27 protein-coding genes and 1 pseudogene are annotated in these 24,048 nt (G+C 60.0%); 17 read left to right on the forward strand and 11 right to left on the reverse strand.

The genetic code is table 11. From position 1 onward, the window contains the following. Positions 1-42: 42 nt before the first annotated feature. The 3 genes from PPUTUW4_RS18755 to PPUTUW4_RS18765 form a co-directional block, all read right to left on the reverse strand. Positions 43-573, reverse strand: coding sequence for a hypothetical protein (locus tag PPUTUW4_RS18755; RefSeq protein WP_015096101.1), 531 nt, complete (start codon positions 571-573; stop codon positions 43-45). Between the two features lie 253 nt (positions 574-826). Continuing rightward, on the reverse strand, positions 827-1,345 hold the full coding sequence (locus PPUTUW4_RS18760) for an ankyrin repeat domain-containing protein (RefSeq protein ID WP_015096102.1): 519 nt from the start codon (positions 1,343-1,345) through the stop codon (positions 827-829). A gap of 97 nt (positions 1,346-1,442) precedes the next feature. Continuing rightward, positions 1,443-3,281, reverse strand: coding sequence for a long-chain-acyl-CoA synthetase (locus PPUTUW4_RS18765; RefSeq protein ID WP_015096103.1), 1,839 nt, complete (start codon positions 3,279-3,281; stop codon positions 1,443-1,445). A gap of 367 nt (positions 3,282-3,648) precedes the next feature. Here PPUTUW4_RS18765 and PPUTUW4_RS18770 point away from each other — a divergent pair, with 367 nt between their 5' ends. After that, positions 3,649-3,927 carry a DUF3509 domain-containing protein gene (locus tag PPUTUW4_RS18770; RefSeq protein ID WP_015096104.1) on the forward strand — a complete coding sequence of 93 codons (279 nt, stop codon included), beginning with the start codon at positions 3,649-3,651 and terminating at the stop codon, positions 3,925-3,927. 6 nt (positions 3,928-3,933) lie between these two features. Continuing rightward, positions 3,934-4,023, forward strand: a pseudogene (locus PPUTUW4_RS30380) (DUF4381 domain-containing protein); the annotation flags it as partial. Positions 4,024-4,035: 12 nt separating this feature from the next. Here the strand turns inward: PPUTUW4_RS30380 and mtnC are convergent. From mtnC to aroC, 5 genes are read right to left on the reverse strand one after another with little or no spacing between them, the layout of a single operon-like run. Further along, positions 4,036-4,719 (reverse strand): acireductone synthase, encoded by a 684-nt coding sequence (gene mtnC / locus PPUTUW4_RS18775; RefSeq protein WP_015096105.1) that lies wholly within the window; start codon positions 4,717-4,719, stop codon positions 4,036-4,038. Positions 4,720-4,723: 4 nt separating this feature from the next. Beyond that, positions 4,724-5,269, reverse strand: coding sequence for an acireductone dioxygenase (locus tag PPUTUW4_RS18780; protein WP_015096106.1), 546 nt, complete (start codon positions 5,267-5,269; stop codon positions 4,724-4,726). Between the two features lie 20 nt (positions 5,270-5,289). Further along, entirely contained in the window at positions 5,290-5,916 is a 627-nt protein-coding gene (locus PPUTUW4_RS18785; protein ID WP_015096107.1) for a methylthioribulose 1-phosphate dehydratase, read from the reverse strand. Next, positions 5,913-7,064, reverse strand: a complete 1,152-nt coding sequence (locus tag PPUTUW4_RS18790; RefSeq protein ID WP_015096108.1) for an MFS transporter — start codon at positions 7,062-7,064, stop codon at positions 5,913-5,915. Before PPUTUW4_RS18790 ends, PPUTUW4_RS18785 begins: the two co-directional genes overlap by 4 nt. A gap of 29 nt (positions 7,065-7,093) precedes the next feature. Further along, positions 7,094-8,185, reverse strand: coding sequence for a chorismate synthase (gene aroC / locus PPUTUW4_RS18795; RefSeq protein ID WP_015096109.1), 1,092 nt, complete (start codon positions 8,183-8,185; stop codon positions 7,094-7,096). An 83-nt stretch (positions 8,186-8,268) separates the two neighbouring features. Between aroC and PPUTUW4_RS18800 the strand changes: the two genes are divergently transcribed. Together PPUTUW4_RS18800 and PPUTUW4_RS18805 are read left to right on the forward strand one after the other, a co-directional pair. Then, a complete protein-coding gene (locus PPUTUW4_RS18800; RefSeq protein ID WP_041474930.1) occupies positions 8,269-9,267 on the forward strand; it encodes an alpha/beta fold hydrolase in 999 nt (332 codons plus the stop codon). 99 nt (positions 9,268-9,366) lie between these two features. Beyond that, a complete protein-coding gene (locus tag PPUTUW4_RS18805) occupies positions 9,367-10,158 on the forward strand; it encodes a hypothetical protein (RefSeq protein ID WP_015096111.1) in 792 nt (263 codons plus the stop codon). A 127-nt stretch (positions 10,159-10,285) separates the two neighbouring features. On the opposite strand, the gene prmB is transcribed toward PPUTUW4_RS18805, so the two are convergent. Further along, positions 10,286-11,194 carry a 50S ribosomal protein L3 N(5)-glutamine methyltransferase gene (gene prmB / locus PPUTUW4_RS18810; protein WP_015096112.1) on the reverse strand — a complete coding sequence of 303 codons (909 nt, stop codon included), beginning with the start codon at positions 11,192-11,194 and terminating at the stop codon, positions 10,286-10,288. Between the two features lie 239 nt (positions 11,195-11,433). Between prmB and PPUTUW4_RS18815 the strand changes: the two genes are divergently transcribed. From PPUTUW4_RS18815 to PPUTUW4_RS18835, 5 genes are all read left to right on the forward strand, one after another. Further along, positions 11,434-12,024, forward strand: coding sequence for a cysteine hydrolase family protein (locus tag PPUTUW4_RS18815; protein WP_007974909.1), 591 nt, complete (start codon positions 11,434-11,436; stop codon positions 12,022-12,024). A 131-nt stretch (positions 12,025-12,155) separates the two neighbouring features. Continuing rightward, positions 12,156-12,476: a hypothetical protein gene (locus tag PPUTUW4_RS18820; protein ID WP_015096113.1), complete on the forward strand. Its 321-nt coding sequence runs from the start codon at positions 12,156-12,158 to the stop codon at positions 12,474-12,476. 78 nt (positions 12,477-12,554) lie between these two features. After that, on the forward strand, positions 12,555-13,112 hold the full coding sequence (locus tag PPUTUW4_RS18825) for a Smr/MutS family protein (RefSeq protein WP_015096114.1): 558 nt from the start codon (positions 12,555-12,557) through the stop codon (positions 13,110-13,112). A gap of 77 nt (positions 13,113-13,189) precedes the next feature. Continuing rightward, the gene (gene folE, locus PPUTUW4_RS18830) at positions 13,190-13,735 is read left to right on the forward strand and encodes a GTP cyclohydrolase I FolE (RefSeq protein ID WP_007988130.1); all 546 of its coding nucleotides are present in this window, start codon (positions 13,190-13,192) and stop codon (positions 13,733-13,735) included. Positions 13,736-13,839: 104 nt separating this feature from the next. Next, complete coding sequence (locus tag PPUTUW4_RS18835) at positions 13,840-14,211, forward strand: glutathione S-transferase N-terminal domain-containing protein (protein WP_007988133.1); 372 nt, start codon at positions 13,840-13,842, stop codon at positions 14,209-14,211. A 158-nt stretch (positions 14,212-14,369) separates the two neighbouring features. On the opposite strand, the gene PPUTUW4_RS18840 is transcribed toward PPUTUW4_RS18835, so the two are convergent. Further along, complete coding sequence (locus PPUTUW4_RS18840; RefSeq protein WP_015096115.1) at positions 14,370-15,536, reverse strand: PLP-dependent aminotransferase family protein; 1,167 nt, start codon at positions 15,534-15,536, stop codon at positions 14,370-14,372. A gap of 82 nt (positions 15,537-15,618) precedes the next feature. On the opposite strand from PPUTUW4_RS18840, the gene PPUTUW4_RS18845 reads away from it, so the two are divergent. From PPUTUW4_RS18845 to PPUTUW4_RS18855, 3 genes are all read left to right on the forward strand, one after another. After that, positions 15,619-16,065, forward strand: a complete 447-nt coding sequence (locus tag PPUTUW4_RS18845) for a MarR family transcriptional regulator (RefSeq protein ID WP_015096116.1) — start codon at positions 15,619-15,621, stop codon at positions 16,063-16,065. Positions 16,066-16,410: 345 nt separating this feature from the next. After that, entirely contained in the window at positions 16,411-17,760 is a 1,350-nt protein-coding gene (locus PPUTUW4_RS18850) for an NCS2 family permease (RefSeq protein WP_015096117.1), read from the forward strand. A gap of 72 nt (positions 17,761-17,832) precedes the next feature. Next, complete coding sequence (locus tag PPUTUW4_RS18855) at positions 17,833-18,459, forward strand: LysE family translocator (protein ID WP_015096118.1); 627 nt, start codon at positions 17,833-17,835, stop codon at positions 18,457-18,459. A gap of 193 nt (positions 18,460-18,652) precedes the next feature. Here PPUTUW4_RS18855 and uraH read toward each other — a convergent pair whose 3' ends face one another. Further along, positions 18,653-19,006, reverse strand: a complete 354-nt coding sequence (gene uraH / locus PPUTUW4_RS18860) for a hydroxyisourate hydrolase (RefSeq protein ID WP_007974925.1) — start codon at positions 19,004-19,006, stop codon at positions 18,653-18,655. A gap of 432 nt (positions 19,007-19,438) precedes the next feature. Between uraH and puuE the strand changes: the two genes are divergently transcribed. The 5 genes from puuE (at position 19,439) to PPUTUW4_RS18885 (ending at position 23,945) form a co-directional block, all read left to right on the forward strand. Then, positions 19,439-20,365, forward strand: coding sequence for an allantoinase PuuE (gene puuE / locus PPUTUW4_RS18865; protein ID WP_007988146.1), 927 nt, complete (start codon positions 19,439-19,441; stop codon positions 20,363-20,365). Then, positions 20,362-20,877: a 2-oxo-4-hydroxy-4-carboxy-5-ureidoimidazoline decarboxylase gene (gene uraD, locus PPUTUW4_RS18870; RefSeq protein ID WP_015096119.1), complete on the forward strand. Its 516-nt coding sequence runs from the start codon at positions 20,362-20,364 to the stop codon at positions 20,875-20,877. The genes puuE and uraD overlap by 4 nt, the downstream gene beginning before the upstream one ends. A gap of 89 nt (positions 20,878-20,966) precedes the next feature. Further along, positions 20,967-21,962 (forward strand): allantoicase, encoded by a 996-nt coding sequence (gene alc / locus PPUTUW4_RS18875; RefSeq protein WP_015096120.1) that lies wholly within the window; start codon positions 20,967-20,969, stop codon positions 21,960-21,962. A 124-nt stretch (positions 21,963-22,086) separates the two neighbouring features. Further along, positions 22,087-22,590 carry an ureidoglycolate lyase gene (locus PPUTUW4_RS18880; RefSeq protein WP_007988150.1) on the forward strand — a complete coding sequence of 168 codons (504 nt, stop codon included), beginning with the start codon at positions 22,087-22,089 and terminating at the stop codon, positions 22,588-22,590. A 50-nt stretch (positions 22,591-22,640) separates the two neighbouring features. After that, the gene (locus PPUTUW4_RS18885) at positions 22,641-23,945 is read left to right on the forward strand and encodes a urate hydroxylase PuuD (protein WP_015096121.1); all 1,305 of its coding nucleotides are present in this window, start codon (positions 22,641-22,643) and stop codon (positions 23,943-23,945) included. Positions 23,946-24,048 lie beyond the last annotated feature (103 nt).

The raw sequence follows: 24,048 nt of genomic DNA on the forward strand, positions 1-24,048 counted from the left end.
GGTCGTCGTGAGGGTTCCCTTTGATTTGACAGTATTTGGCTATCAGACGTGAATCGCCACTTTCAGGGCTTCCAGGGCGGGCGCGGCTGCGATGCCGGCTTCTGCGCACAATTGCAGCACGCGGGGCACGTCATTGCCGTACACCAGCACCACCTGCAATTCGTCATCGAGCAACTGGCTGAAGTTCATCAGCGTGTAGCCCCCGTTTTCCTTGTTCAGGCTGCTCATTTGCACCTGGATGCGGTTGAGCGCGGTCAAGGCTTCGGTCTTGGCCAGTTGCTTGGGCTTGAGATTGAATTCCACACCCGGGCCGAACGAGGCGACGATCTGCGCGAACAGGTCCATGTAGGTGTCAGCCTGGAACAGCACCGTTTCCGGCAGGCTGCCGACCACCACCCATTCACCCAACGGGATCGGGAAGGTTTCGTCGTAGTTGATGTCCGGATTGGCGCTCAGAAAAGCCTGCGGATCGGCGTAGGCCTGGGCCGCTTCGTCTGCGACCTTGAGGATTTCGTCTTCGCCCATGCACCCGGAGCTGATTTTGCTGATGAGTTCGACGAGTGCGGTTTTCATGGGGAGGATCCTGTAGCGAGGGGGATTTGAGGGCGCGAAGGATAGCGCATTAATGAGGGAAATGCGGACCTGTGGTGAGGCATTCCCTGTGGCGAGGGGGCTTGCCCCCGTTGGGTCGCGAAGCGGCCCCAATGGCGGAAATTCAGATAAATCGTGTCTACCGGGTTTACGACTGCTGCGCAGCCGAACGGGGCGGTGCGGCGTCCCGACAAGCCCCCTCGCCACAAAAGCTCCCTCGCCAAAGGGTTCAACGTCAGCCCAGCAGTTTTTCCAGTTGAGCAACCGTATCGGCAGCCCCCATGGTCCTGGCAGCCTCCAGCGCAGTGATGCCATTGGCGTCCTTGGCCTGCGGGTCGGCCCCCTTGCTGATCAGGTAGTCGACCACTTCGACGCGGTTGAACATCGCCGCCATCATCAGCGCCGTGCGGCCATCGAAGGACGAGCCTTCAACCTGCGCGCCGCCCTCGACCAAGGCCTTGATCACCGCCAGGTCGCCCTTGAAGGCTGCCCCGGCAATCGGGCTCTGGCCGTTGTCGTTGCGGATCTCCGGGTCGGCCTTGTGCTCCAGCAGGACTTTTACCGTGTCCACATGACCGTGGTACGCGGCCAGCATCAGCAAGGTATCGCCCTTGTGGTTACGCAGGTTCGGCGGCAAACCCTTGGTCAGCAGCGCGGCCATCATCGCCGCATCGCCCTCCCGTGCCTTGTTGAATACCTGTTCGGCAAATTCGGCGGCTTCTTCGGGGGTCATCTGGCGGCTTTTGTCTGACATTGGGCACTCCCTTTTCTGTCATTCGTAAAAGCCGACAGTTTCCCGAGCGGTCCTGGCACTGTCACTTGTTTTTTCTCATGGACCGCCATAGCCAGATTCAATAGCGGTACTTGCCGCCGTGAATGTCGGACAACAATTGCTCCGTGACCTGCACGTAAGTCTGGGTTCCCGGCAGCCAGGCATAGATCGGATCATCACCGGTTCTACCCGGGTCGAAGGCTTCGTCCTTGAGCCGGGTCTTCTGATACTTGAAAGTCCCGGTGGTTTCCATTTTCACTTTCACCCGCAGGAACAACGGCACCGCATAGGCCGGCATTTGCTCACGGGCAAAGGCCAGCAGTTCGCTGAAGTCCAGGGTGGCCAGGGATTCGGCGGGCGTGATCGCGGCCATCCCGGCCCGGCCATTGGTGTTGCGGATTTCCACGCCGTAGGCCACGGCTTCGGAAATATGCGGGTGCCGCAGGAGGATGTTCTCGACCTCCGTGGTCGACACGTTTTCGCCCTTCCAGCGGTAGGTGTCGCCCAGGCGGTCGACAAACTGCGCATGACCAAAGCCGATGTTGCGCAACAGGTCGCCGGTGTTGAAGTAGCGGTCACCCTTTTGGAACACATCCTCAAGCACGACCCTGGCGGTTTTCTGCGGGTCGGTGTAGCCGTCCAGCGGAGCCTTGTCGTCGATTTTTGCCAGCAACAGCCCTTGCTCGCCCTTGGCGACCTTGCGCATCAAGCCGTTGGCTTCACGAATCGGTGCCCCGCTGTCGTGGTCGTACGCGACCAGTTCCCAGGACATCAGGGAAAAACCGATGGTGTTGTCGAAATTGAGAATGTTGGTGAACCCGATATTGCCGTCGCTGGCGGCATAGAGTTCGCAAATGTGATTCACCGCAAAGCGGGTCTTGAACTCGTTCCAGGCGCCGGGACGCAGGCCGTTGCCGATCATCTTCTTCACATCGTGCCGGCTGTCGTCGACGCTCGGTGGCTGATCGACCAGGTAGCGGCACAGTTCGCCAACATAACCGATGGTGGTTGCCTGGTATTTGCGTACATCGCTCCAGAATTGACTGGCGCTGAATTTGCGGCGGATGGCGAACCCGCTGGCACCACTGACGGCCGAGCCCCAGCACACGCAAAGGCCGGTGGCGTGGTACAGCGGCAAGGTGCAATAGACGACATCGTCCGGGCGCATGTCCAGCGCGATCATGCCGAAGCTCGCGCAGCTGCGCATCCAGCGGCCATGCTTGAACACTCCGGCCTTGGGCAGCCCCGTGGTGCCCGAGGTGTAGATATAAAAGCAGGGATCGTCAAAGAAAATCTGCTGGCTGCTGGCCGGGTTGTCGCAGGCGTCGTCGAGGCTGACAGTCATCAGGTTGATGAACCCTTCAGGCGCGATACCCGGTTGGCGAGAGGTGTCCTGATCGGCGACGAACCAGGTTCGGGCAGACTGGATCGCCACCCGATCTCGTATCGCCAGATACGCCGGAACCAGCTCCTCACCGACAATGATCGCCACCGGCGCCACCAGATTCACACTGTGCACCAGGGTGTCGCGGGTCTGCGAGGTATTGAGCAAGGCACTGATCGCGCCGACCTTGGCCACCGCCAGAATCGTCACCAGCAGTTCCGGGCGGTTCTCGATGAAGACCGCCACCACGTCACCCTTGCCGATACCTTGGCCAATCAGGTGATGGGCGATGCGGTTGGCCCACTGGTTGACCTCGCAGTAACTGAGCGTGACGTCGTCCTGCAGCAGCGCCGGGCCATCCGGATTGCGCAATGTGGCTTGCTCGAAACTCCAGCCCAAACCACACGCCTGGGTCGGGTCCTTGACGTTGGCGGCCTTCATGCCCTTGACCACCCGGGGGATGGCTTTGGCGATGGAAGGCAGCTTGCGGAGCATCATGCCCCAGGTAATCGTGTCGTTCGACGTGCGGCTCATGATGCTCCCGTTCGCTGTTTTTTTATTGTCGGGCGGCGATGTCTGAGGCCGAAAATACGTCAACGGTTCTTGAGCTGTACACGCGGTTTTTGAAATGTTTTGTATCTGCGATCTTGATCCGCGATCTGATCCACGGTCGATACGATGCCCCGCGTGAACCCTGCCATGAACAATGGTTCCATCGAATCGCCGAGCGACCTCGCAAAATGCAGGATGCACGATGGCCATTCATGCAGATTGCACGAATGCAAAAATCGCCAAAAACAGTAAGCCATTGATTTTTATTGATATTGATCAACTAAAAACACTGGCACAAAGGCTGCAACGGTCTCTCCACGCCATTCAAGTCATCACGGAGCTGAACGACATGAGCCTGATCCAGGAAAAGTTTTCGTCCCTGTTCTCCAACTACACAGTCGCCACCCAGGCCCGTCCTGACGGCGGGATCCTGCTGACCCTGAGCGGCGGCGAAGGCAAAGTGTTCAAACGCTCGATTTCCTACCAGCAATTGCACAACGGCGACCAACTGACGTGGGTCATCAGTGCGATTCGCCGCGACCTCGCCGAACAAGCCAGTGAACTGCCGCAGATTTCCTTGCTGCAAAGCCAGCAACGGTTTGCCTTGCCGACTTATCACTCGCTGTAAAAAAATGTGGGAGCGGGCTTGCTCGCGAAGAGGGTGTGTCAGTCAACATCAACGTTGAATGACACACCGCTTTCGCGAGCAAGCCCGCTCCCACAGGGTTTGTGGCGTTTAGAAAGTTGCGGGGTTTATCCGCGCAAAGCTGTCCACGGTCACGTGCCCCGCCAGCTCCCCACCTTCACGAGCCAGGCCGCAAGTGGCCATCCCTGCTGCACGCGCCGCATCCAACTCTTCGACGATGTCCGACAGGAACAGAATCTGCCGCGCCTGGAGGTTGATCGCCTGGGTGATGTTGGCGTAGGACTGCGCCTCGCGCTTTGGCCCTGAAGTCGTATCGAAATAGCCGCTGAACAGCGGCGTCAGGTCCCCCGCCTCCGAACAGCCGAAGATCAACCGCTGGGCCTGGATAGAGCCGGACGAATAAACGAACAGTTGAAAGCCATCCTGATGCCAGCGCTTGAGCGCTTCAACGGCGTCCGGGTACACGTGGCCCTGCAACTGCCCGGCCTTATATCCCTGCTCCCAGACCATGCCCTGTAACGCTTTCAACGGCGTGGCCTTGCGGTCTTCGGCAATCCAGCCCAACAGGATCTCGACGACCCGTTCAACGTCGGCGTCCGGCTCATTGCTGTCGCGGCGTACGGCGGCCAGTTGTTCGGCTACGTCAGCGCGCCCGGCCTGCTGACGAACAAACGCCGGCAGGTGTTTGGCGGCATAGGGAAACAGCACGTCGAACACAAAACTCACCGCGCTGGTGGTGCCTTCGATGTCGGTGAGAATCGCTTTGATCGGCATCGACTCAGTCCTCCAGACGCGGGAATTGGCTGGCGATGTCTTCACCGGTGAAATTGGCCACCCAGCCTTCCGGGTTGTTGAACAGGCGGATCGCAATGAAATGCGGGTGCTCGCCCATGTCGAACCAGTGTCTGGTACCGGCCGGCACCGAGATCAGATCGTTTTTCTCGCACAGCACGGCGTAGACGTAATCGTCGATGTGCAGGGTAAACAGACCACGGCCGGCAACGAAAAATCGTACTTCGTCCTCGCCATGGCGGTGTTCATTGAGGAACTTGGCGCGCAGTTCGGCTTTTTGCGGGTGATCGCTGTTGAGGCTGATCACATCGACTGTGATGTAACCGCGCTCGGTCATCAGCTGGTCGATTTGCTCTTGATAGGCGGCAATCACTTCTTCCTGAGTGGCGCCCGGCTGAAGCCTGGTGGCGGCTTGCCAGCGGTCGAAGCGCACGCCTTGTTCAGCCAGGGTCGAGGCGATGTCTTCGAAATGGGTCAGCACCTTGTTGGGGATTTCAGGGCTGGAGACGTGATAAACGGACAGGCTGCTCATCAGGGCAACTCCTTAACGGTTCATGCTTTAACGTTCGAGAGCGAGCGCATCTTCAACTCGCACTCGAACAAAAATTCAAAGGCCTCGATCTGCCGCAGGGCATCGCTCATGCGCGCACCCCAGGTGTACAGGCCGTGCCCGCGAATCAGGTAGCCGACGCAATCGGGATGGGCGTCCAGCCAAGGCTGCACCTTGGCGGCCAGGCGCGCAATGTCCTGGTCGTTGTCAAAAATCGGCACACGCACCCGGGACTCGTGGGTCGTCACACCGCTGAAGGCTTTTTGCAGTTCGTAGTCTTCGAATTCGATGAAGTCTTGCGGCGTCAGGCGTGACAGCACGGTGGCATTCACCGAATGGGTGTGCAGCACCGCGCCGATCTCGGGCCGCCAGCTGTAAAGCTGAGTGTGCAGCAGGGTTTCGGCGGACGGCTTCTTGCCCGGCTCCAGGCTATTGCCTGACAGGTCGGTGGCCAGTACATCGTCCATGCCCAACTGGCCCTTGTGCTTGCCGGAGACGGTCAGCAAGGCTTCGGTCGGCGACAGGCGGGTCGAGTAATTGCTGCTGGTGGCCGGCGACCAGCCGCGGCCATAGAGAAAACGCCCGGCGTCGATGATTTGTTGGGCGAGGTGTTCACGGGTAAGGCTCATGGCCTGTCCTCTTGCATACATGTGGCAATGATAACGGCAGCCGCGAGCGCTGCGAGGCTGGCAATACTAAAGGTCAATGCGGCGCCAAGGGCGTTCCAGCTGTAACCGGAGTACAACGCGCCCAATGCCCCACCGGTGCCGGCCAATGCGGCATACAGTGCCTGACCCTGACCTTGCTGGCGCGCACCGAAGCTACGTTGCACGAATTGAATGGCAGCGGCGTGAAAGCTGCCGAATGTCGCCGCGTGCAACACCTGGGCAAACAACAGCACCCAGAGAAACTCCGCCAGCGAGCCCAGCAACAGCCAGCGCAACGCCGCCAGCAGAAAACTGGCCATCAGCACCCTACGCAGCGAAATGCGCGCGAGTATCCGGCTCATGCCCAGAAACATCAGCACCTCGGCGACCACGCCGACCGCCCAGAGCATGCCGATCACGCCGCGGCTGTAACCCAACCGCTCAAGGTGCAGGGTCAGAAACGTGTAATACGGCCCATGACTCATCTGCATCAGCGCCACGCAGGCGTAAAACGCCAATACCCCAGGGCTGCGCAGTTGCTTGAGAAATCCTTCCCCCGCCACCCGGTTGCCCGGTGTCGGTTGGGCATTGGGCACCCACAGGCTGCTGAGCACGATGCCGACCAGGATCAGCACCAGCGCCGCGGGGTAGATGTCGAGGCTCAGCCATTCGAACAGCCGGCCCAGTGCGACCACGGTGATGATGAAACCGATCGATCCCCACAGGCGAATCTGGCTGTAGCGGGAGGTCTGCCCCTGCAAATGCGCCAGGGTGATGACTTCGAACTGCGGCAACACCGCGTGCCAGAAGAACGCATGCAAGGCCATGACCATCGCCAGCCAGGCGTAGGTCTTGCTGACGAAAATGAGCGAGAAGGTCAGCAGCGTGCACACCGCGCCAAAACGCACGATGGCCAGCCGCTGCCCCGTGAAGTCGCCCAGCCAGCCCCAGATGTTCGGCGCTACGCAGCGCATCAGCATCGGGATCGCCACCAGCTCGCCGATGCGTGCGGCGCTGAATCCCAGGTGATCGAAATACAGCGCCAGAAACGGCGCTGTCGAACCGAGCAAGGCGAAATAGAACAGATAGAAACTGGAGAGCCGCCAGTACGGGAGCGCCGCAGTCGCCATCAGACGGCTGCGACCAGGAGGTCAGCCATTTACAGCTGACCCAGCACCGGCGTGCTCACACGCACATCGGCGTTCTGCCCACGGTGACGCAGCAGATGATCCATCAGCACGATGGCCATCATCGCCTCGGCGATCGGCGTGGCACGGATACCGACGCACGGGTCGTGACGGCCCTTGGTGATCACTTCCACCGGGTTGCCATGGATGTCGATGGAACGGCCCGGCGTGGTGATGCTCGACGTCGGCTTCAGCGCCAGGTGCGCAATGATAGGCTGACCGGAGGAAATACCGCCGAGAATGCCGCCGGCGTTGTTGCTGAGGAAACCTTGCGGAGTCATTTCATCGCGATGCTCGGTGCCGCGCTGGGCGACGCTGGCGAAACCGGCGCCGATTTCCACGCCTTTGACCGCGTTGATGCTCATCAGCGCATGGGCCAGTTCGGCATCGAGACGGTCGAAGATCGGTTCGCCCAGGCCTGGCATCACACCCTCGGCCACCACGGTGATTTTCGCGCCGACCGAATCCTGGTCGCGGCGCAATTGGTCCATGTAGGCTTCCAGTTCCGGCACTTTGTCCGGATCCGGGCTGAAGAAAGCGTTCTGCTCGACCGACTCCCAGGTCTTGAACGGAATTTCAATCGGCCCGAGCTGGCTCATGTAGCCGCGAATCACGATGCCCTGGCTGGCCAGGTATTTTTTCGCAATCGCCCCTGCCGCGACGCGCATCGCGGTTTCGCGGGCCGAGCTGCGACCGCCACCGCGGTAGTCGCGCTCGCCGTATTTGTGGTGGTAGGTGTAGTCGGCGTGGGCCGGGCGGAACAGATCCTTGATCGCCGAGTAGTCCTTGGACTTCTGGTCGGTGTTGCGAATCAACAAACCGATGGCGCACCCCGTGGTGCGGCCTTCGAACACGCCAGAGAGGATTTCGACTTCGTCGGCTTCCTGGCGCTGGGTGGTGTGGCGGCTGGTGCCGGGCTTGCGGCGGTCCAGGTCACGCTGCAGATCCTCCAGGGATATCTCCAGGCCCGGCGGGCAGCCATCGACAATGGCGACCAACGCCGGGCCATGGCTTTCGCCCGCGGTGGTGACAGTGAACAGCTTGCCGTAGGTATTGCCGGACATGCAGGACGCTCCGTGAAATGAACCTGAATACGTAATGCGCGCCAGTATACGCAGGCTACCCAAGTAGTTCATCCTCGAACCTTATGGGTGCCTGTGAGTCCAACCGGCATCTTCTTGATGATGGCGTGATGATGCTGCGAGTTCTAGCCTTGAGCCTTACCCTGATTTCCGGCTTCGCCCAGGCGACTGTCCTGCAACGGCCGATCACGTTGGACACCGGCACCGGCGAGCTTTTCGGCTCTTTGCTGCTGCCCAAGTCCGACAACCCGGTACCCGTTGTCCTGATCATTTCCGGCTCCGGCCCTACGGATCGCGACGGCAACAACCCTGACGGCGGGCGCAACGACAGTCTCAAGCGCCTGGCCTGGGTGCTGGCCAAACACAACATCGCCAGTGTGCGTTACGACAAACGCGGTGTTGCAGCAAGCCTGGCCGCGACGCCGGACGAACGCAATCTGACGGTCGACGCGTACGTTTCCGACGCCGAGGCCTGGGGCCAGAAGCTCAAGACTGATCCGCGCTTCGGCAAACTGATCGTGCTCGGACACAGCGAAGGCGCCTTGATCGCCAGCCTGGCCGCGCCAACCATCGACGCCGATGCGGTGATTTCCGTCTCGGGTAGCGCGCGACCGGTCGATCAGGTGATCCGCCAGCAACTGGGCAATCGCCTGCCACCGCCGTTGCTGCTGCGCAGTAATGAGTTGCTCGACAGCCTCAAGGCCGGGAAGCCCGACGACAATGTGCCACCACCCTTGCAGGCCATTTTCCGTCCGAGCGTGCAGCCGTACCTGATTTCACTGTTCCGCCAGGAACCGGCTGCAGCGTTTGCCAGGTTGAAGATGCCGGCGCTGATCATCCAGGGCAGCAACGACATCCAGGTCGGCGTCAATGACGCCAGGCTGCTCAAGGCCGCCAAACCGGACGCCGAACTGGCCCTGATCGAGGGCATGAACCACGTCATGCGCATCGTGCCCAACGACGTCAAACGCCAGCTGGCTTCCTATAAAGACCCGCAATTGCCTCTGGCAGCGGAACTGGGCGCGCGAATCCTCGGGTTTATTGACGGAATTCGCACCAGTTAACGGCTCCTTACCCTCCAGCCCCGGGAAAAACGGCCGATAAGCCTTTGTCGCCAACACATTGGTTGGCAACAAGCTGAGCTTGGACAGGATCTCGCCGTTATGACTGACACCCAGACTTCAACCGACACCACCGCTGAAACAGAAGCACCGCCAGCGGTCGAGCTGCCCTGGGCGGACGTCCACGTCGAGCACCACAAGATGCTCCGTCTGGCGCCGCTGCAGACTGACCGCAACACAGGCGGGCGCCCATTGCGCTTTGTCGAGTTCGGCTATGCCGAGCGCAACGACAAAGCGCGCAGCCTGATGCGCATGAGCATCACCCTGCCCTCCCAACGCGTGCGCAAGGAACAGAATCATCTGGATGTGTGGGTCGATCACGCCGAAAAACGCGTGCATTTCGGACCGGAAAGCGGTTTGCAGGTCGAACCGCTGAACCGCGGCATCGGCCGATTCATGATCGCCCAGGGCATCAATTGGGCGAAGAAGCGCTGGCCCACCTACACCGTCGACGGCTTTGACCTGAACAACAAGGAAGCGCTCAACGAAGACACCCGCCTGCGCCGCGATCATTTTTTGCGCGTGCACGGTTTCGACGTGGTGTATGCCGATGCCCAGCATTTGAAAGGCAGTGTCAAAGCAGTCAAGGTCGGCGACCTCGCGGGGGACTGGAACAGCGAAAAACTGCAGGTCGTGGAAATTCTCGAGGCAGCACAGATGCTCCAGCAAGCCGAGCAGAACCTGGCCGAGCAGGAAGTCAAACTCAAGAAACACGAAGAGAAGGTCAGCAAATACAAACGCGAAGACGCCGGGCTGCGTTTCACCATTACGTGCCTGGTGGCGTTTGCGGTGTTTCAGGCGGGGTTGCTGATCTGGATTGCCACGCACCGCTGAAGGCTTGAGACCGCGGTGCGGCTATCGCGGGCAAGCCACGCTCCCACAGGATTCGCGCCGTACTCAAATGATGCGGCACACACTGAAACTGTGGGAGCTGGCTTGCCAGCGATAGGATTTCAACCAATCAGACGCGGGAAGCGAACAACGCCTGATGCTCCCGGCACTGCTGCGCGCTCAGCATGAACACACCGTGACCACCGCGCTCGAACTCCAGCCAGGCGAAGTCGACTTCCGGGTACAACGCCTCGACGTGCACCTGGCTGTTGCCCACTTCGACAATCAGCAAGCCTTTCTCGGTCAGGTGATCCGCCGCTTCGGCAAGCATGCGACGTACAAGGTTCAAACCGTCATCGCCGCACGCCAGGCCCAGTTCCGGCTCGTGCTGGTATTCGTCCGGCATGTCGGCGAAATCTTCCGCATCGACGTAGGGCGGGTTCGACACGATCAGGTCGAAACGCTGGCCAGGCAAGCCCTCGAAGCCGTCGCCCTGCACCGTGTACACGCGCTCATCGACGCCATGGCGCTCGATGTTCTGATTGGCCACTTCCAGTGCTTCGAACGACAGGTCCGCCAGCACCACTTCGGCGTTCTGGAACTCGTAGGCGCAGGCGATGCCAATGCAGCCGGAACCGGTGCACAGGTCGAGAATCCGCGCCGGCTCGTTGGCCAGCCACGGGGTAAAACGATTTTCGATCAGCTCGCCAATCGGCGAACGCGGGATCAACACACGCTGATCGACGATGAACGACATGCCGCAGAACCAGGCCTCGCCCAGCAGGTAGGCCGTTGGCACGCGCTCTTCGATGCGGCGCTTGAGCAGCAGCTGCAGGTGAACCACTTCGTCTTCTTCCAGATTGCAGTCGAGGTAGCTGTCGGCGATTTCCCACGGCAGGTGCAGCGCGCCCAGCACCAGTTGACGGGCTTCGTCCCAGGCATTGTCGGTGCCATGGCCGAAAAACAGATCCTCCCCATGGAAGCGGCTGACGGCCCAACGGATATGGTCACGCAGGGTGCGAAGGCGGGAAGTGATCACGACGGCAAACTCCAGAAAAATCGACGGGCGATTCTACCAGTCAAACGGCGCCACGACGACGCAGGAAAACGACCGACTCAAATGTAGGAGTTATCCGTTTTTTCGCCAGGCTATTGAACAAAACGTGACTATTGACAAGGCTAGAGGCCAGCAACCACGGCACCTACGATCGTAGCGATTCACAGAACCGCTCAGCCAGAGGACAATGGCGCAAAAGCCCCACTCCAAGGAGCCCCAGAATGTCCGTTCCAAAAACGATGTTTCAACTCAGCGGTCGCGGTTATCCGGCAGCCAAACTGAGTCATGCGACCCTTATCATCATCGATGCCCAGAAAGAGTATTTGAGCGGGCCGCTGGCCCTCAGCGGCATGGATGAGGCCGTCGCGAACATCAAGCAGTTACTCGCCGCCGCCCGTGCCGCCGGCCGGCCGATCGTGCATGTGCGCCACCTCGGCACGCTCGGTGGCATGTTCAACCCGCAAGGCGTCGGTGGTGAATTCATTCCGGGTCTTGAGCCACAGAGCGACGAAACCATCATCGGCAAATTGCTGCCGAGCGCGTTCCACGGTACCGAACTGGCCAAACGCCTGGAGGACCTCGGCGCCCTCGACCTGATCGTCTGCGGCTTCATGAGTCACTCGAGCGTCAGCACCACTGTGCGCGCGGCGAAGAACCTGGGTTTCCGCTGCACGCTTATCGAAGACGCCTGCGCCACACGCGACCTGCCCTACAAGGGCGGTGTCCTGAGCGCCGCGCACGTTCATCAGACCGAAATGGCGATCATGGGCGACAACTTCGCCACCCTCGCGCTGACCTGTGAACTGATCTGATCGACGCTCAATGAGCGGCCAGGAGCGCCGCTCATCCGCAAAAACCTCTCATTTGCCGTAATTGTCTTAGCCTCAGGAACATCCCGGTCAACTCCCGGTCGAAGGGCCGATACCCATTGAGGAAGGTCGGAATGAAGTTATCCGATGGTTTTGACGCTCGCCGCTTGCGGCCCAAAGGCCAACGCAACTGGCGTTTTCGAATCGGCGCGACGTTCGCGGCATTGCTGGCGATGTGCGGCGTGTTGCTCGCCATGGCCGGTGCCGCCAGCCTGTTCGGCCACGTACCTGCCCTGGGTGAACTGAACACCAGCCGCACCGGTGCTGCCGTGATCCTGGCCATTGGCCTGTTCGTGCTGTACCTCGGTGTATGGCTGTGGCGCCGTTGCCGCCGTCGCTCGCGGCAGTCGCGGGAACTGGCCATGTCCCCGCACCTGATGAAAAAACACGACTGAGCCAAACGCCGCGCGCGTTTTTGTCGCGCCCGATTCGCTTCGAGTTGGGTAAACTGGCCGCCCTTCGCGGAGGCTGACATGCAAGACGACGATTTTTCCCTGTTCAAAAGCGCGATCCACGGCGTCAAGCCGATCAAGCACGATCGCGCCGAAACCGGCAAACCCAAGAGTGACCGTGCGCAGATTGCCAAGCTGCGTCAAGCGGCCACCGTGCGCACCGATGCCACCACCGTTGACGGTCTGTCCGATCAATTCGTCATCGACGTCGGCCCTGAAGACGAGCTGATGTGGGCCCGCGATGGCGTGCAGGAAAGCCAGATGCGCAAGCTCAAGATCGGTCAGATTCCATTCGAAGGCAGCCTCGACCTGCACGGCATGAGCGTGGAAAAGGCCCGGGAAACCCTCTGGGCGTTCCTCGCCGAAGCAACCAAATTCGAAATCCGCTGCGTGCGCGTCACCCATGGCAAGGCAGTACGCCTGGACGGCAAGCGGCCGATGATCAAAAGCCACGTCAACACCTGGCTGCGCCAGCATCCGCAAGTGCTCGGCTTCACCTCGTGCCAGGCCAAACATGGCGGTGCCGGGGCGGTTTATGTGATGCTCAAACGCACCATGATGGAAGGCCGCGACGAGTAAAGCTGATGCGCCACGCTTGCAGCGTCGTGTCCGTCACCGTACCCTTGCCCTTTGCGTAAAATCCCACAGGTAGTTTCATGTCCCTGGAACAGAATTACACGGCGATCCTCGGCCAGCTCGGCGAGGACGTTTCCCGCGAAGGCCTGCTCGACACGCCAAAACGTGCCGCCAAAGCCATGCAGTACCTCTGCCGCGGCTATGAACAGACACTGGAAGAGGTCACCAACGGTGCCCTGTTCAGCTCCGACAACAGCGAAATGGTGCTGGTCAAGGACATCGAGTTGTACTCGCTGTGCGAACACCACCTGCTGCCGTTCATCGGCAAGGCGCACGTTGCCTACATCCCGAGCGGCAAGGTCCTGGGCCTGTCGAAGGTGGCGCGGATCGTCGACATGTACGCCCGCCGCCTGCAGATCCAGGAAAACCTCAGCCGCCAGATCGCCGACGCGGTCCAGCAGGTCACCGGCGCCCTGGGCGTTGCGGTGGTGATCGAGGCCAAGCACATGTGCATGATGATGCGCGGTGTGGAGAAGCAGAATTCGACGATGATCACTTCGGTGATGCTCGGTGAATTCCGCGAGAACGCCGCCACCCGCAGCGAATTCCTCAGCCTCATCAAGTAATTCGCGGCACGAAGAAAACCGGCATTCATCGCCGGTTTTTTTTCGTCCGTGAAAAATCAGGTAAGCTGCGCGCCCTTCTTCGTTAGCACCGTGAGGCTTTCAACGTGTTCGTAAAAGCGCTTCGTGTCGGCCTTGGCCAACTGATCATCTTCATCGACTTCATCACGCGTCCGGGCAAGAAAAAGCGCCCCGCCGCGGCTCAGGCCCAGGTCGAAGCGGCCGCCAAAGGCCTGACCCTGTATCAATTCCACGCCTGCCCGTTCTGCGTAAAGACTCGCCGCACCCTGCGCCGCCTGAACGTGCCGGTGGCCCTTCGCGATGCGAAGAACAACGAACAGGATCGCCAGACCTTGCTCGAGCAAGGCGGCAAGATCAAGGTGCCGTGCCTGCGTATCGAAGAAAATGGCCAGACCACCTGGATGTATGAGTCCAAGGTGATCATTGATTATCTGGACAAGCGTTTCGCGGCAGCCTGATTTGCTTGTGGTGTTCTGACTGACGCCTTCGCGAGCAGGCTCGCTCCCACAGTTGACCGCATTTCCCTGTGGGAGCGAGCCTGCTCGCGAAGAGGCCGGCACAGGCACCGCAAACTTCAGACAAAAGTAAACCGGCCCTTGCGCCGGTTTATTAGTTTTCAGGCCGCTTGCGCCGCCTGCGCCTGACGCACCACCGCCGCCAGCCGCTTGAGCCCCTCCTCCAGCCGCGCCGGGTCAATGTGGCTGAAGTTCAACCGCAAATACCCGTGATGCTTGTCCGGCTCGGGGAAGAACGGCTCGCCCGGCATGAACGCCACATCCTTGGCCAACGCCGCATTGAGCAAGGTTCGAGTGTCCAGCGGCTGCTTGAGTTTCAACCAGAAAAACAGCCCGCCCTGTGGCTCGTTCCAGTCCGCCAGATCAGAGAAGTGGGTTTGCAGCACCAGCTGGAACGCATCCCGGCGTTCCCGGTAAAAATCCCGTAGTTCACTGCGATGCTGCTGATACTTCTCGGTTCCGATCCATTGCAGTGCCTGCCACTGGCCAACCCGGTTGGTATGCAGGTCCGCCGACTGCTTGAGTTTCAACAGATGGGGAAACAGGTCCGGGCTGGCGATCAGATAGCCAACGCGCAAACCTGGCAACAGGGTTTTCGACACCGTACCGGTATAGATCCAGCTGGCCTTGTTCAAGCGACCGGCAATCGGCGTGGCGCTGCCACCGTCGAAAGTCAGTTCGCGATAAGGCTCGTCTTCGATCAGGGTGACGCCGAACTCGTCGAGCAGCGCTGCCACCGCGTCGCGCTTGGCTTCGCTGTAACGCACCGCCGAAGGATTCTGGAAGGTCGGGATCAGGTAGATGAAGGCCGGGCGGTGTTGCTCCAGGCGAGCGCGCAGCTCTGCCAGGTCCGGCCCGTCAGCCTCCAGCGGCACGGTCAGGCAATCGGCGCCGAACAGCTGGAAAATCTGCAATGCCGCCAGATAAGTCGGCGCTTCGAGCAGGATTTCGGTGCCCTTGTCGATGTAGAGCTTGGCGGCCAGATCCAGAGTTTGCTGTGAACCACTGACCACCAGTACCTGACTTGCCTCACATGCCACTCCCAACGCTCGCGCCTCGGCGGCCAACGCCTCACGCAACGCCGGTTCGCCCTCGCTCATGCCGTATTGGCCCATGGAAAGCGGCATGTCGGCCCAATCGACCTTCGGCAACATGGCTTCAGCCGGCAGACCTCCGGCGAACGACATCACTTGCGGGCGCTGGGCCGCGGCGAGGATTTCACGGATCAAAGAACTTTTAAGGCGTGAGACACGTTCGGAAAAAGCCATGGGGATCACCGGTAGCGAGGCATGAGGAAAATGAGTCAAACTTGTTGACCGAAATTACGCTTCTTCGAATGGATACGTCAACATGCTTGACCTTAAAAATCCGCTTTCCCAACAGCAAGCCATGGAAGCGTTTTTCTTCGGCTACCAGGCTTTCACCGCCAAGGCCGATGAAATGCTCGAACGCCGCGGCCTGAGCCGGGTGCATCAACGCATTGTGTTTTTCATCGCTCGTTATCCGAACCTGAGCGTCAAGGAATTGCTGGCCTTGCTTGGCGTAAGCAAGCAGGCGCTGAACATGCCGTTGCGGCAATTGCTGGAGATGCATCTGGTCGACAGCGTCGCGTCCGAATCGGACAAGCGTAAGCGGTTGCTGGAGTTGACTGCGGAAGGCGCGCGGTTTGAGCAAGCGTTGAGGCGCGAGCAGGTGAAATTGCTGGAGCGGGTGTTTGCCGAGGCTGGAGAGACGGCGGTGAATGGGTGGTTGGCGGTGAATCTGGCGTTGGGGAAAAGTCAGGCGCTTACCGACTGAATCAGTCTGCCTGCTGATTTTTATGCTGGCTGTTCCGGCCTCTTCGCGGGCAAGCCCGCTCCCACAGTGATGGATGGTGTCCACAAATCTTGTGCCTGACCGGGTTTCCTGTGGGAGCGGGCTTGCCCGCGAAGGGGCCGGTACAGGCGATATATCCCTATTGCCAAACTTTTCGTCGACAAAATCAAAAACATTATTTGCATTCTTTGTATACAAAAGCATAATCCACTTCGTGCGAGTTCCTGACCAAGCGGTCAACAAATTCGCAAGTGCCTCAAAGGGCCGCTGCCACCCTCATGGGTCCGGCCCTGGAAATAAAAATAAAACTCTTGAGGAGTATTCGCTGTGGAAAGCCGCAAATCCGAAGCATCGACGCTGGATCTCTCGCCGCCATTACGCAATGGCTTGCTGGAGCGTCTGTTCAAACTCAGCTTGCACGGCACCACGGTGAAGACCGAGCTGATTGCCGGTCTGACAACCTTCATCACCATGGCTTACATCATTTTCGTCAACCCCAACATCATGGCTGACGCCGGGATCGATCATGGTGCGGCATTCGTCGCCACCTGTATCGCTGCAGCACTCGGTTGCCTGTTGATGGGCCTGTACGCCAACTGGCCGGTCGGCCTGGCGCCAGGCATGGGGCTCAACGCCTTCTTCACCTACACCGTAGTCGGCACCATGGGCTACAACTGGGAAACCGCCCTCGGCGCGGTGTTTGTGTCCGGTGTGTTGTTCATGATCCTGACCTTCTCGCGGATCCGCGAATGGCTGCTCAACAGCATCCCGGTCAGCCTGCGCTTCGCCATGGGCGCCGGCGTTGGGCTGTTCCTGGGCCTGATCGGCCTGAAAACCGCGGGTATCGTCGTCGATAGCCCGGCCACGCTGATCAAGCTCGGCTCCCTGCGCGAACCCGGCCCGCTGCTCGCTGCCGTGTGCTTCCTGATGATCGCCATCCTCAGCTATCACAAGGTGTTCGGCGCAATCCTCATCAGTATCATCACCGTGACCCTCGCTGGCTGGGGTCTGGGCCTGGTGCACTACGAGGGCATCATGTCGGCCCCGCCAAGCCTGGCTCCGACCTGGATGGCCATGAACGTCGCCGGCGTGTTCAACGTCAGCATGATCAGCGTGGTCCTGGCGTTCCTCTTCGTACACATGTTCGACACCGCCGGCACCTTGATGGGGGTTGCTCAACGCGCCAACCTGGTAGGCGCTGACGGCAAGATCGAAAACCTCTCCCGCGCCATGAAAGCCGACAGTGCTTCCAGCGTATTCGGAGCAGTAGTCGGCGTTCCGCCGGTCACCAGCTACGTGGAAAGTGCTGCCGGTGTTGCAGCGGGTGGTCGGACTGGTCTTACCGCAGTGACCGTAGGTGTGTTATTTATTGCAGCCATGTTCTTCGCGCCGCTGGCCGGGATGATCCCTGCCTATGCAACCGCGGGTGCACTGATCTACGTAGCAATGCTGATGATGGGCGGCATGGCCCACATCGAATGGGATGAAGCGACCGACAGCATCCCGGCGATCGTCACTGCAATCATGATGCCTCTGACCTTCTCGGTCGCCGATGGCATCGCGCTGGGCTTCATCACCTACGTGGCGTTGAAGGCCGGCACCGGCAAGTACAAGGAAATCTCCGTAAGCCTGTGGGTGCTCTGCGCGATCTTCATCGCCAAGTTCATCTTCCTTTAAACCTTACGCGGGACCCGCTTCAAAACAGCCTCACCCCGTCGGGTGAGGCTTTTGTGCAAATGGAGGAAAGTGATGAGTCTGGAAACCTGGCTGCTGTTCAGCGGCGCTGCGCTGATAGTGATCCTGATCCCGGGGCCGCTGTCTTTGCTGATGATCAGCAACAGTCTGAATTACGGCCTGCGCCGCTCTTACCCGGCCTTTCTCGGCGGCGTGTCTGCATCGATCTGCCTGCTGAGTGCTTCGGCGCTGGGTCTGGGGGCGTTGCTACTGGCGTCGGAACAGCTGTTCAGCGCCCTGAAGATTCTGGGTGCCCTTTACCTGTTCTACCTCGCCTGGCAGAGCTGGCAACAGTCGCGCCTGCCTTCCCATGGCGCTGAAGTGCCACAAGCCGCGCCGGTGCCACGCTTTCGTGCGCTGTTCGGGCGTGCGTTCATGCTGGGCGCCAGCAACCCGAAGGACATCCTGTTCTTCGCCGCTTTCCTGCCGCAGTTCTTGAGTGCCGAACAGCCGTTCCTGCCGCAGCTGCTGGTGATGATAGTCACCTGGACACTGCTGGATCTGGCCTGCAAGTTGGCTTATGGCCTCGGTGCCCATGGTGCGGCGCGGTATCTGCGCAGTGGCAAGGGCCAGAGCTGGTTTAACCGGATCAGTGCGGGGTTGTTCAGTGGTGCGGGGACTGCGTCCCTGCTGAGCCGCTAAAAGCTGTAGGAGCGAGCTTGCTCGCGATGGACGTTAACGATGACGCGGGCCATCTGAATGCCCGCTTTGTCTGGGCCTCCATCGCGAGCAAGCTCGCTCCTACAGACGAAAAAAAGCCCGCAGTGTGAGCGGGCGAAAGACCAAAGAAGCTATATGCGCAGTCGCTTCCAGGGTGCAGCAGCTGCTTGGGGGATCAGCTGCCGCGATAGGTGGAGTAGCTGTAAGGCGAAATCAACAACGGCACATGGTAGTGATCCTGCTCGGCGGAGATGCCGAAACGCAGCACCACGACATCCAGGAAGGCCGGCTCCGGCAGCTTGACGCCGCGGGCGCGGTAGTAATCGCCGGCATGAAACTGAACCTGATAGACCCCGGTGCGGTAGTCATCACCTTGCAGCAGCGGTGCATCGACACGGCCATCGCTGTTGGTTATCGCGCTGGCGACCAATTCCAGGTGCGATCCTTCAACGCGGTACAACTCGACCTTGATCGAGCTGCCCGGGCAACCGTGTGCTGCGTCCAAAACGTGTGTAGTCAAACGTCCCATTGATTCTGCGCGCCTGCCTGCGTGGAGCAGTCAGACTTCGCGCCTCCCGAAGTCAGTTGAAAAGGAGACCGCACCGATTCGGAGCACGAAAAGTTGCGGCGAGCGACTGATTAAGACACTTTTAAAAAAATTGTACACAATAAAAACGACATTTTTCGCGTTATACCCGGCACTTGCACATTTACCGGCGATTTCCCGCCGAACTGCACACTCCATGGACCCGTCATCAAATTACTGACCAGTCAGGCAGATTTCTTGCAGGCTCACGCCAATAGCAGTAAAAGATGACAGTCGGTTAAAAATGCGAAAATTCAGGCTTACAAAGTGAATATAAAGTTGTATACAATCAGCCCATCGCTGTGACGCCAGCCTGCCACCAATCTTCAGCTGCGTCACACCAACCGTCATCATCGAACAAGAAGGAAGCCTGCAGTGAGCGCTGACTACCCACGCGACCTGGTCGGTTACGGCAGTAACCCTCCTCATCCACACTGGCCGGGCAATGCCCGCATTGCCCTTTCGTTCGTACTCAATTACGAAGAAGGCGGCGAGCGCAACATCCTGCACGGCGACAAAGAGTCCGAAGCCTTCCTCTCGGAAATGGTGTCTGCCCAGCCGCTGCAAGGCGCGCGCAACATGAGCATGGAATCGCTTTACGAGTATGGCAGCCGTGCCGGCGTGTGGCGGATCCTGAAGCTGTTCAAGGAATTCGACATTCCGCTGACCATCTTCGCCGTGGCCATGGCCGCCCAGCGTCACCCGGACGTGATCCGCGCCATGGTCGATGCCGGCCACGAGATCTGCAGCCACGGCTACCGCTGGATCGACTACCAGTACATGGACGAAGCCCAGGAACGCGAGCACATGCTCGAAGCGATCCGCATCCTCACCGAAATCACCGGCGAACGCCCGCTGGGCTGGTACACCGGCCGCACCGGCCCGAACACCCGTCGCCTGGTGATGGAGGAAGGCGGTTTCCTCTACGACTGCGACACCTACGACGACGACCTGCCCTACTGGGAACCGAACAACCCGACCGGCAAGCCGCACCTGGTGATCCCGTACACCCTGGACACCAACGACATGCGTTTCACCCAGGTCCAGGGTTTCAACAAGGGCGACGACTTCTTCGAATACCTCAAGGATGCGTTCGACGTGCTCTACGCCGAAGGCGCCGAAGCACCGAAGATGCTGTCGATCGGCCTGCACTGCCGCCTGATCGGCCGTCCGGCGCGTCTGGCTTCGCTCAAGCGCTTTATCGAATACGCTAAAAGTCATGAACAGGTGTGGTTCAGCCGTCGCGTCGACATTGCCCGCCACTGGCAGGAAACCCACCCGTACCAAGGGGCCGCGAAATGAGCGCCTTTCAAACATTGAAACCCTCGACATTGAGCCGCGACGCCTTCGTCAAAGCCTTCGCCGACATCTACGAACATTCGCCATGGGTGGCCGAAAAGGCCTTCGACCTGGGCCAGGATGCCTCGATCGACGAGATCGAAACCCTGCACCAGCGCATGAGCGACATCCTGTTGAGCGCCGATCATCAAAGCCAACTGGCCCTGATCAACGCTCACCCGGACCTGGCCGGCAAAGCCGCCGTCCAGGGCCAGTTGACCGAAGCCAGCACTAATGAACAGGCTGGCGCCGGTATTCACCAATGCACGGCCGAAGAGTTCCAGCGCTTCACCGAGCTGAACGACGCCTACAAAGCCAAGTTCAAGTTTCCCTTCATCATGGCGGTAAAAGGCAGCAACCGGCATCAGATCCTCGCAGCGTTCGAAACGCGCATCCACAACCCGGTCGACACCGAGTTCAAATGCGCGCTGGCGCAGATCAACAAGATCGCCCTGTTCCGATTACTGACCCTATAGCAAGCCTGGCCCAGCGATTTCATGAACGCCGAAACCGCCCAGGGCCTTGCAAGCATCCCAAGCCAACTTATTAAAGGCAGACAAGAAGAATGAAAGCTTACGCCGTACCTTTCGAGAAGTTCGTCAACCTGGCCGACGCCCGCCTGGGCACCAAAATCATCTCGGTCACCGATGACTGGTTCGCAGACGCCAACCGTCTGTTCCAACCGACCCCGGCCGTATGGAAGGAGGGCGTGTTCGATGACAACGGCAAGTGGATGGATGGCTGGGAATCGCGCCGCAAGCGCTTCGAAGGCTTCGACAGCGCCGTGATCCGCCTGGGCGTACCGGGTTCGATCAAGGGCGTCGACATCGACACTTCATTCTTCACCGGCAACTTCCCGCCATCGGCGTCCCTGGAAGCCTGCTTCCTGGCGTCGGGCGAGCCTGATGAAAATACCCAGTGGATTGAAGTGCTGTCCGCCGTCGAGCTGCAAGGCAACAGCCACCACTACCACGAAATCAGCAATGACCAGGCCTTCAGCCACCTGCGTTTCAACATCTACCCGGATGGCGGCGTGGCCCGTCTGCGTGTGTACGGCGTGCCGTTCCGTGACTGGTCGGCCATCGGCGACAACGAGCAAGTCGACCTCGCCGCCGCCCTCAACGGTGGCCGTGCCCTCGCCTGCTCCGACGAGCACTTCGGCCGCATGAGCAACATCCTCAACCCGGGCCGTGGCATCAACATGGGCGACGGCTGGGAAACCGCGCGTCGCCGTACCCCGGGCAATGACTGGGTCATCGTCGCGCTGGGTCATGCCGGTGAAGTCGAGAAAGTCATCGTCGACACCCTGCACTTCAAGGGCAACTACCCGGACAGCTGCTCGATCCAGGGCGCCTTCGTGAAGGGCGGCACCGACAGCCAGATCGAAACCCAATCGCTGTTCTGGCGCGAACTGTTGCCAAGCCAGAAGCTGGAAATGCACGCCGAACACACCTTCGCCGAGCAGATCAAGGCTCTGGGCCCGATCACCCACATCCGCCTGAACGTGTTCCCGGATGGTGGTGTAAGCCGCCTGCGCGTATTGGGCAAGGTCGCTAAATAAGCGCTGAACCCAATCGCGAGCAAGCTCGCTCCCACAGGTTTTGTGAACGCCACAGTCCACTGTGGGAGCGAGCTTGCTCGCGATGGCGTCAAAACAAACAACACAGAATTCGGATTAGAACAGCATGCGCACACTGACGATTGAACCGCTGACCAAAGAAGCCTTCGCCCCTTTCGGTGACGTGATCGAAACCGACGGCAGCGATCACTTCATGATCAACAACGGTTCGACCATGCGCTTCCACAAACTGGCGACGGTCGAAACCGCTACGCCAGAGGACAAGGCGATCATCAGCATCTTCCGCGCCGACGCGCAGGACATGCCGCTGACCGTCAGCATGCTGGAGCGCCATCCGCTGGGCAGCCAGGCTTTCATTCCGCTGCTCGGCAACCCCTTTCTGATCGTGGTCGCGCCACTTGGCGATGAACCTGTATCAGGCTTGGTCCGCGCCTTCGTCACCAACGGCAGGCAGGGCATTAATTACCATCGCGGCGTCTGGCACCACCCGGTGCTGACGATCGAAAAGCGGGATGACTTCCTGGTGGTTGATCGCAGTGGCACAGGCAATAACTGCGATGAGCATTTTTTCAAAGAGGATGAGCGTTTGATCCTCGCCCCCCACCAATAAGAGAAGGTCCGATCACTCGACAACAGAGTGACGGGCGAGAGGTAAAGACTGTGGAAGCACATCTGTTGGAATGGCTGAACCTGAGCGTGCGCTGGGTTCACATGATTACTGGCGTGGCCTGGATCGGTGCGTCGTTCTATTTCGTCTGGCTGGAAAACAACCTCAATCGGGTCAACCCGAAAAGCGGTCTGGCCGGTGATTTGTGGGCGATCCACGGCGGCGGTATCTACCACCTGGAAAAATACAAACTGGCTCCACCGACCATGCCGGACAACCTGCACTGGTTCAAATGGGAAGCCTACTTCACCTGGATGTCGGGGATCGCGCTGCTGTGCGTGGTGTTCTACTCCAACCCGACGCTCTACCTGCTGGCTCCGGGCAGCACCCTGAGCGGTCCTGAAGGCGTGGCCATCGGTCTCGGCTCGCTGTTCATCGGCTGGTTCATCTACTCCTTCCTGTGCGACTCGGCCCTGGGCAAACGCCCTGCCCTGCTCGGTTTCATCCTGTTCGTGCTGATCATCGGCGCAGCCTACGGCTTCAGCAAGGTGTTCAGCGGTCGCGGTGCGTACCTGCACGTCGGCGCGATCATCGGCACCATCATGGTCGGCAACGTGTTCCGCATCATCATGCCGGCACAGCGCGCACTGGTGGCGGCGATCGCCGAGAACCGCACGCCGGATCCGGCCCTGCCGGCCAAAGGCCTGCTGCGTTCGCGTCACAACAACTACTTCACCCTGCCGGTGCTGTTCATCATGATCAGCAACCACTTCCCGAGCACCTACGGCAGCCAGTACAACTGGTTGATCCTGGCCGGGATCGCGGTACTGGCGGTGTTGGTGCGTCACTACTTCAACACCCGTCATGACAGCCACAAGTTTGCCTGGACCCTGCCGGTGGCAGCGGTGGGCATGATCTGCCTGGCCTATGTGTCCGGTCCGAAGCCGATGTCCAGCGCCCCTGAAGTGGCCAACGCTCCAGCGACAATCGAATACCAGCCGCTACCGGAAACCGCAGTGGGCGGTGGATTGAAACCCGCCGAAGCCAAACCTGCAGAAACGCCAGCCGCCGCTCCGGCGCAAGCGTCCAACGCCGGCCCTGGCTTTGACAAAGTGCACAGCGTGATTCAGGAACGTTGCACGGTCTGCCACTCGGCCAAGCCCACCAGCCCGCTGTTCAGTGCGGCCCCTGCCGGCGTGATGCTCGACACCCCCGAGCAAATCCGCCAGAACGCACCGCGGATCCAGGCGCAAGCCGTCACCAGCCAGATCATGCCACTGGGCAACATCACCCAGATGACCCAGCAGGAACGTGACCTGATCGGTGCCTGGATTGTGCAGGGAGCCCAGACCAATTAATCGCTGAACGCTTCGCGAGCAGGCTCGCTCCCACACAGGCAACACAAAACCTGTGGGAGCGGGCTTGCTCGCGAAAGCGTCGGGTCAGTCAACAACGATGTTG

This window comes from Pseudomonas sp. UW4, assembly GCF_000316175.1.
In the GTDB taxonomy this organism is placed as follows: domain Bacteria; phylum Pseudomonadota; class Gammaproteobacteria; order Pseudomonadales; family Pseudomonadaceae; genus Aquipseudomonas; species Aquipseudomonas laurylsulfatiphila.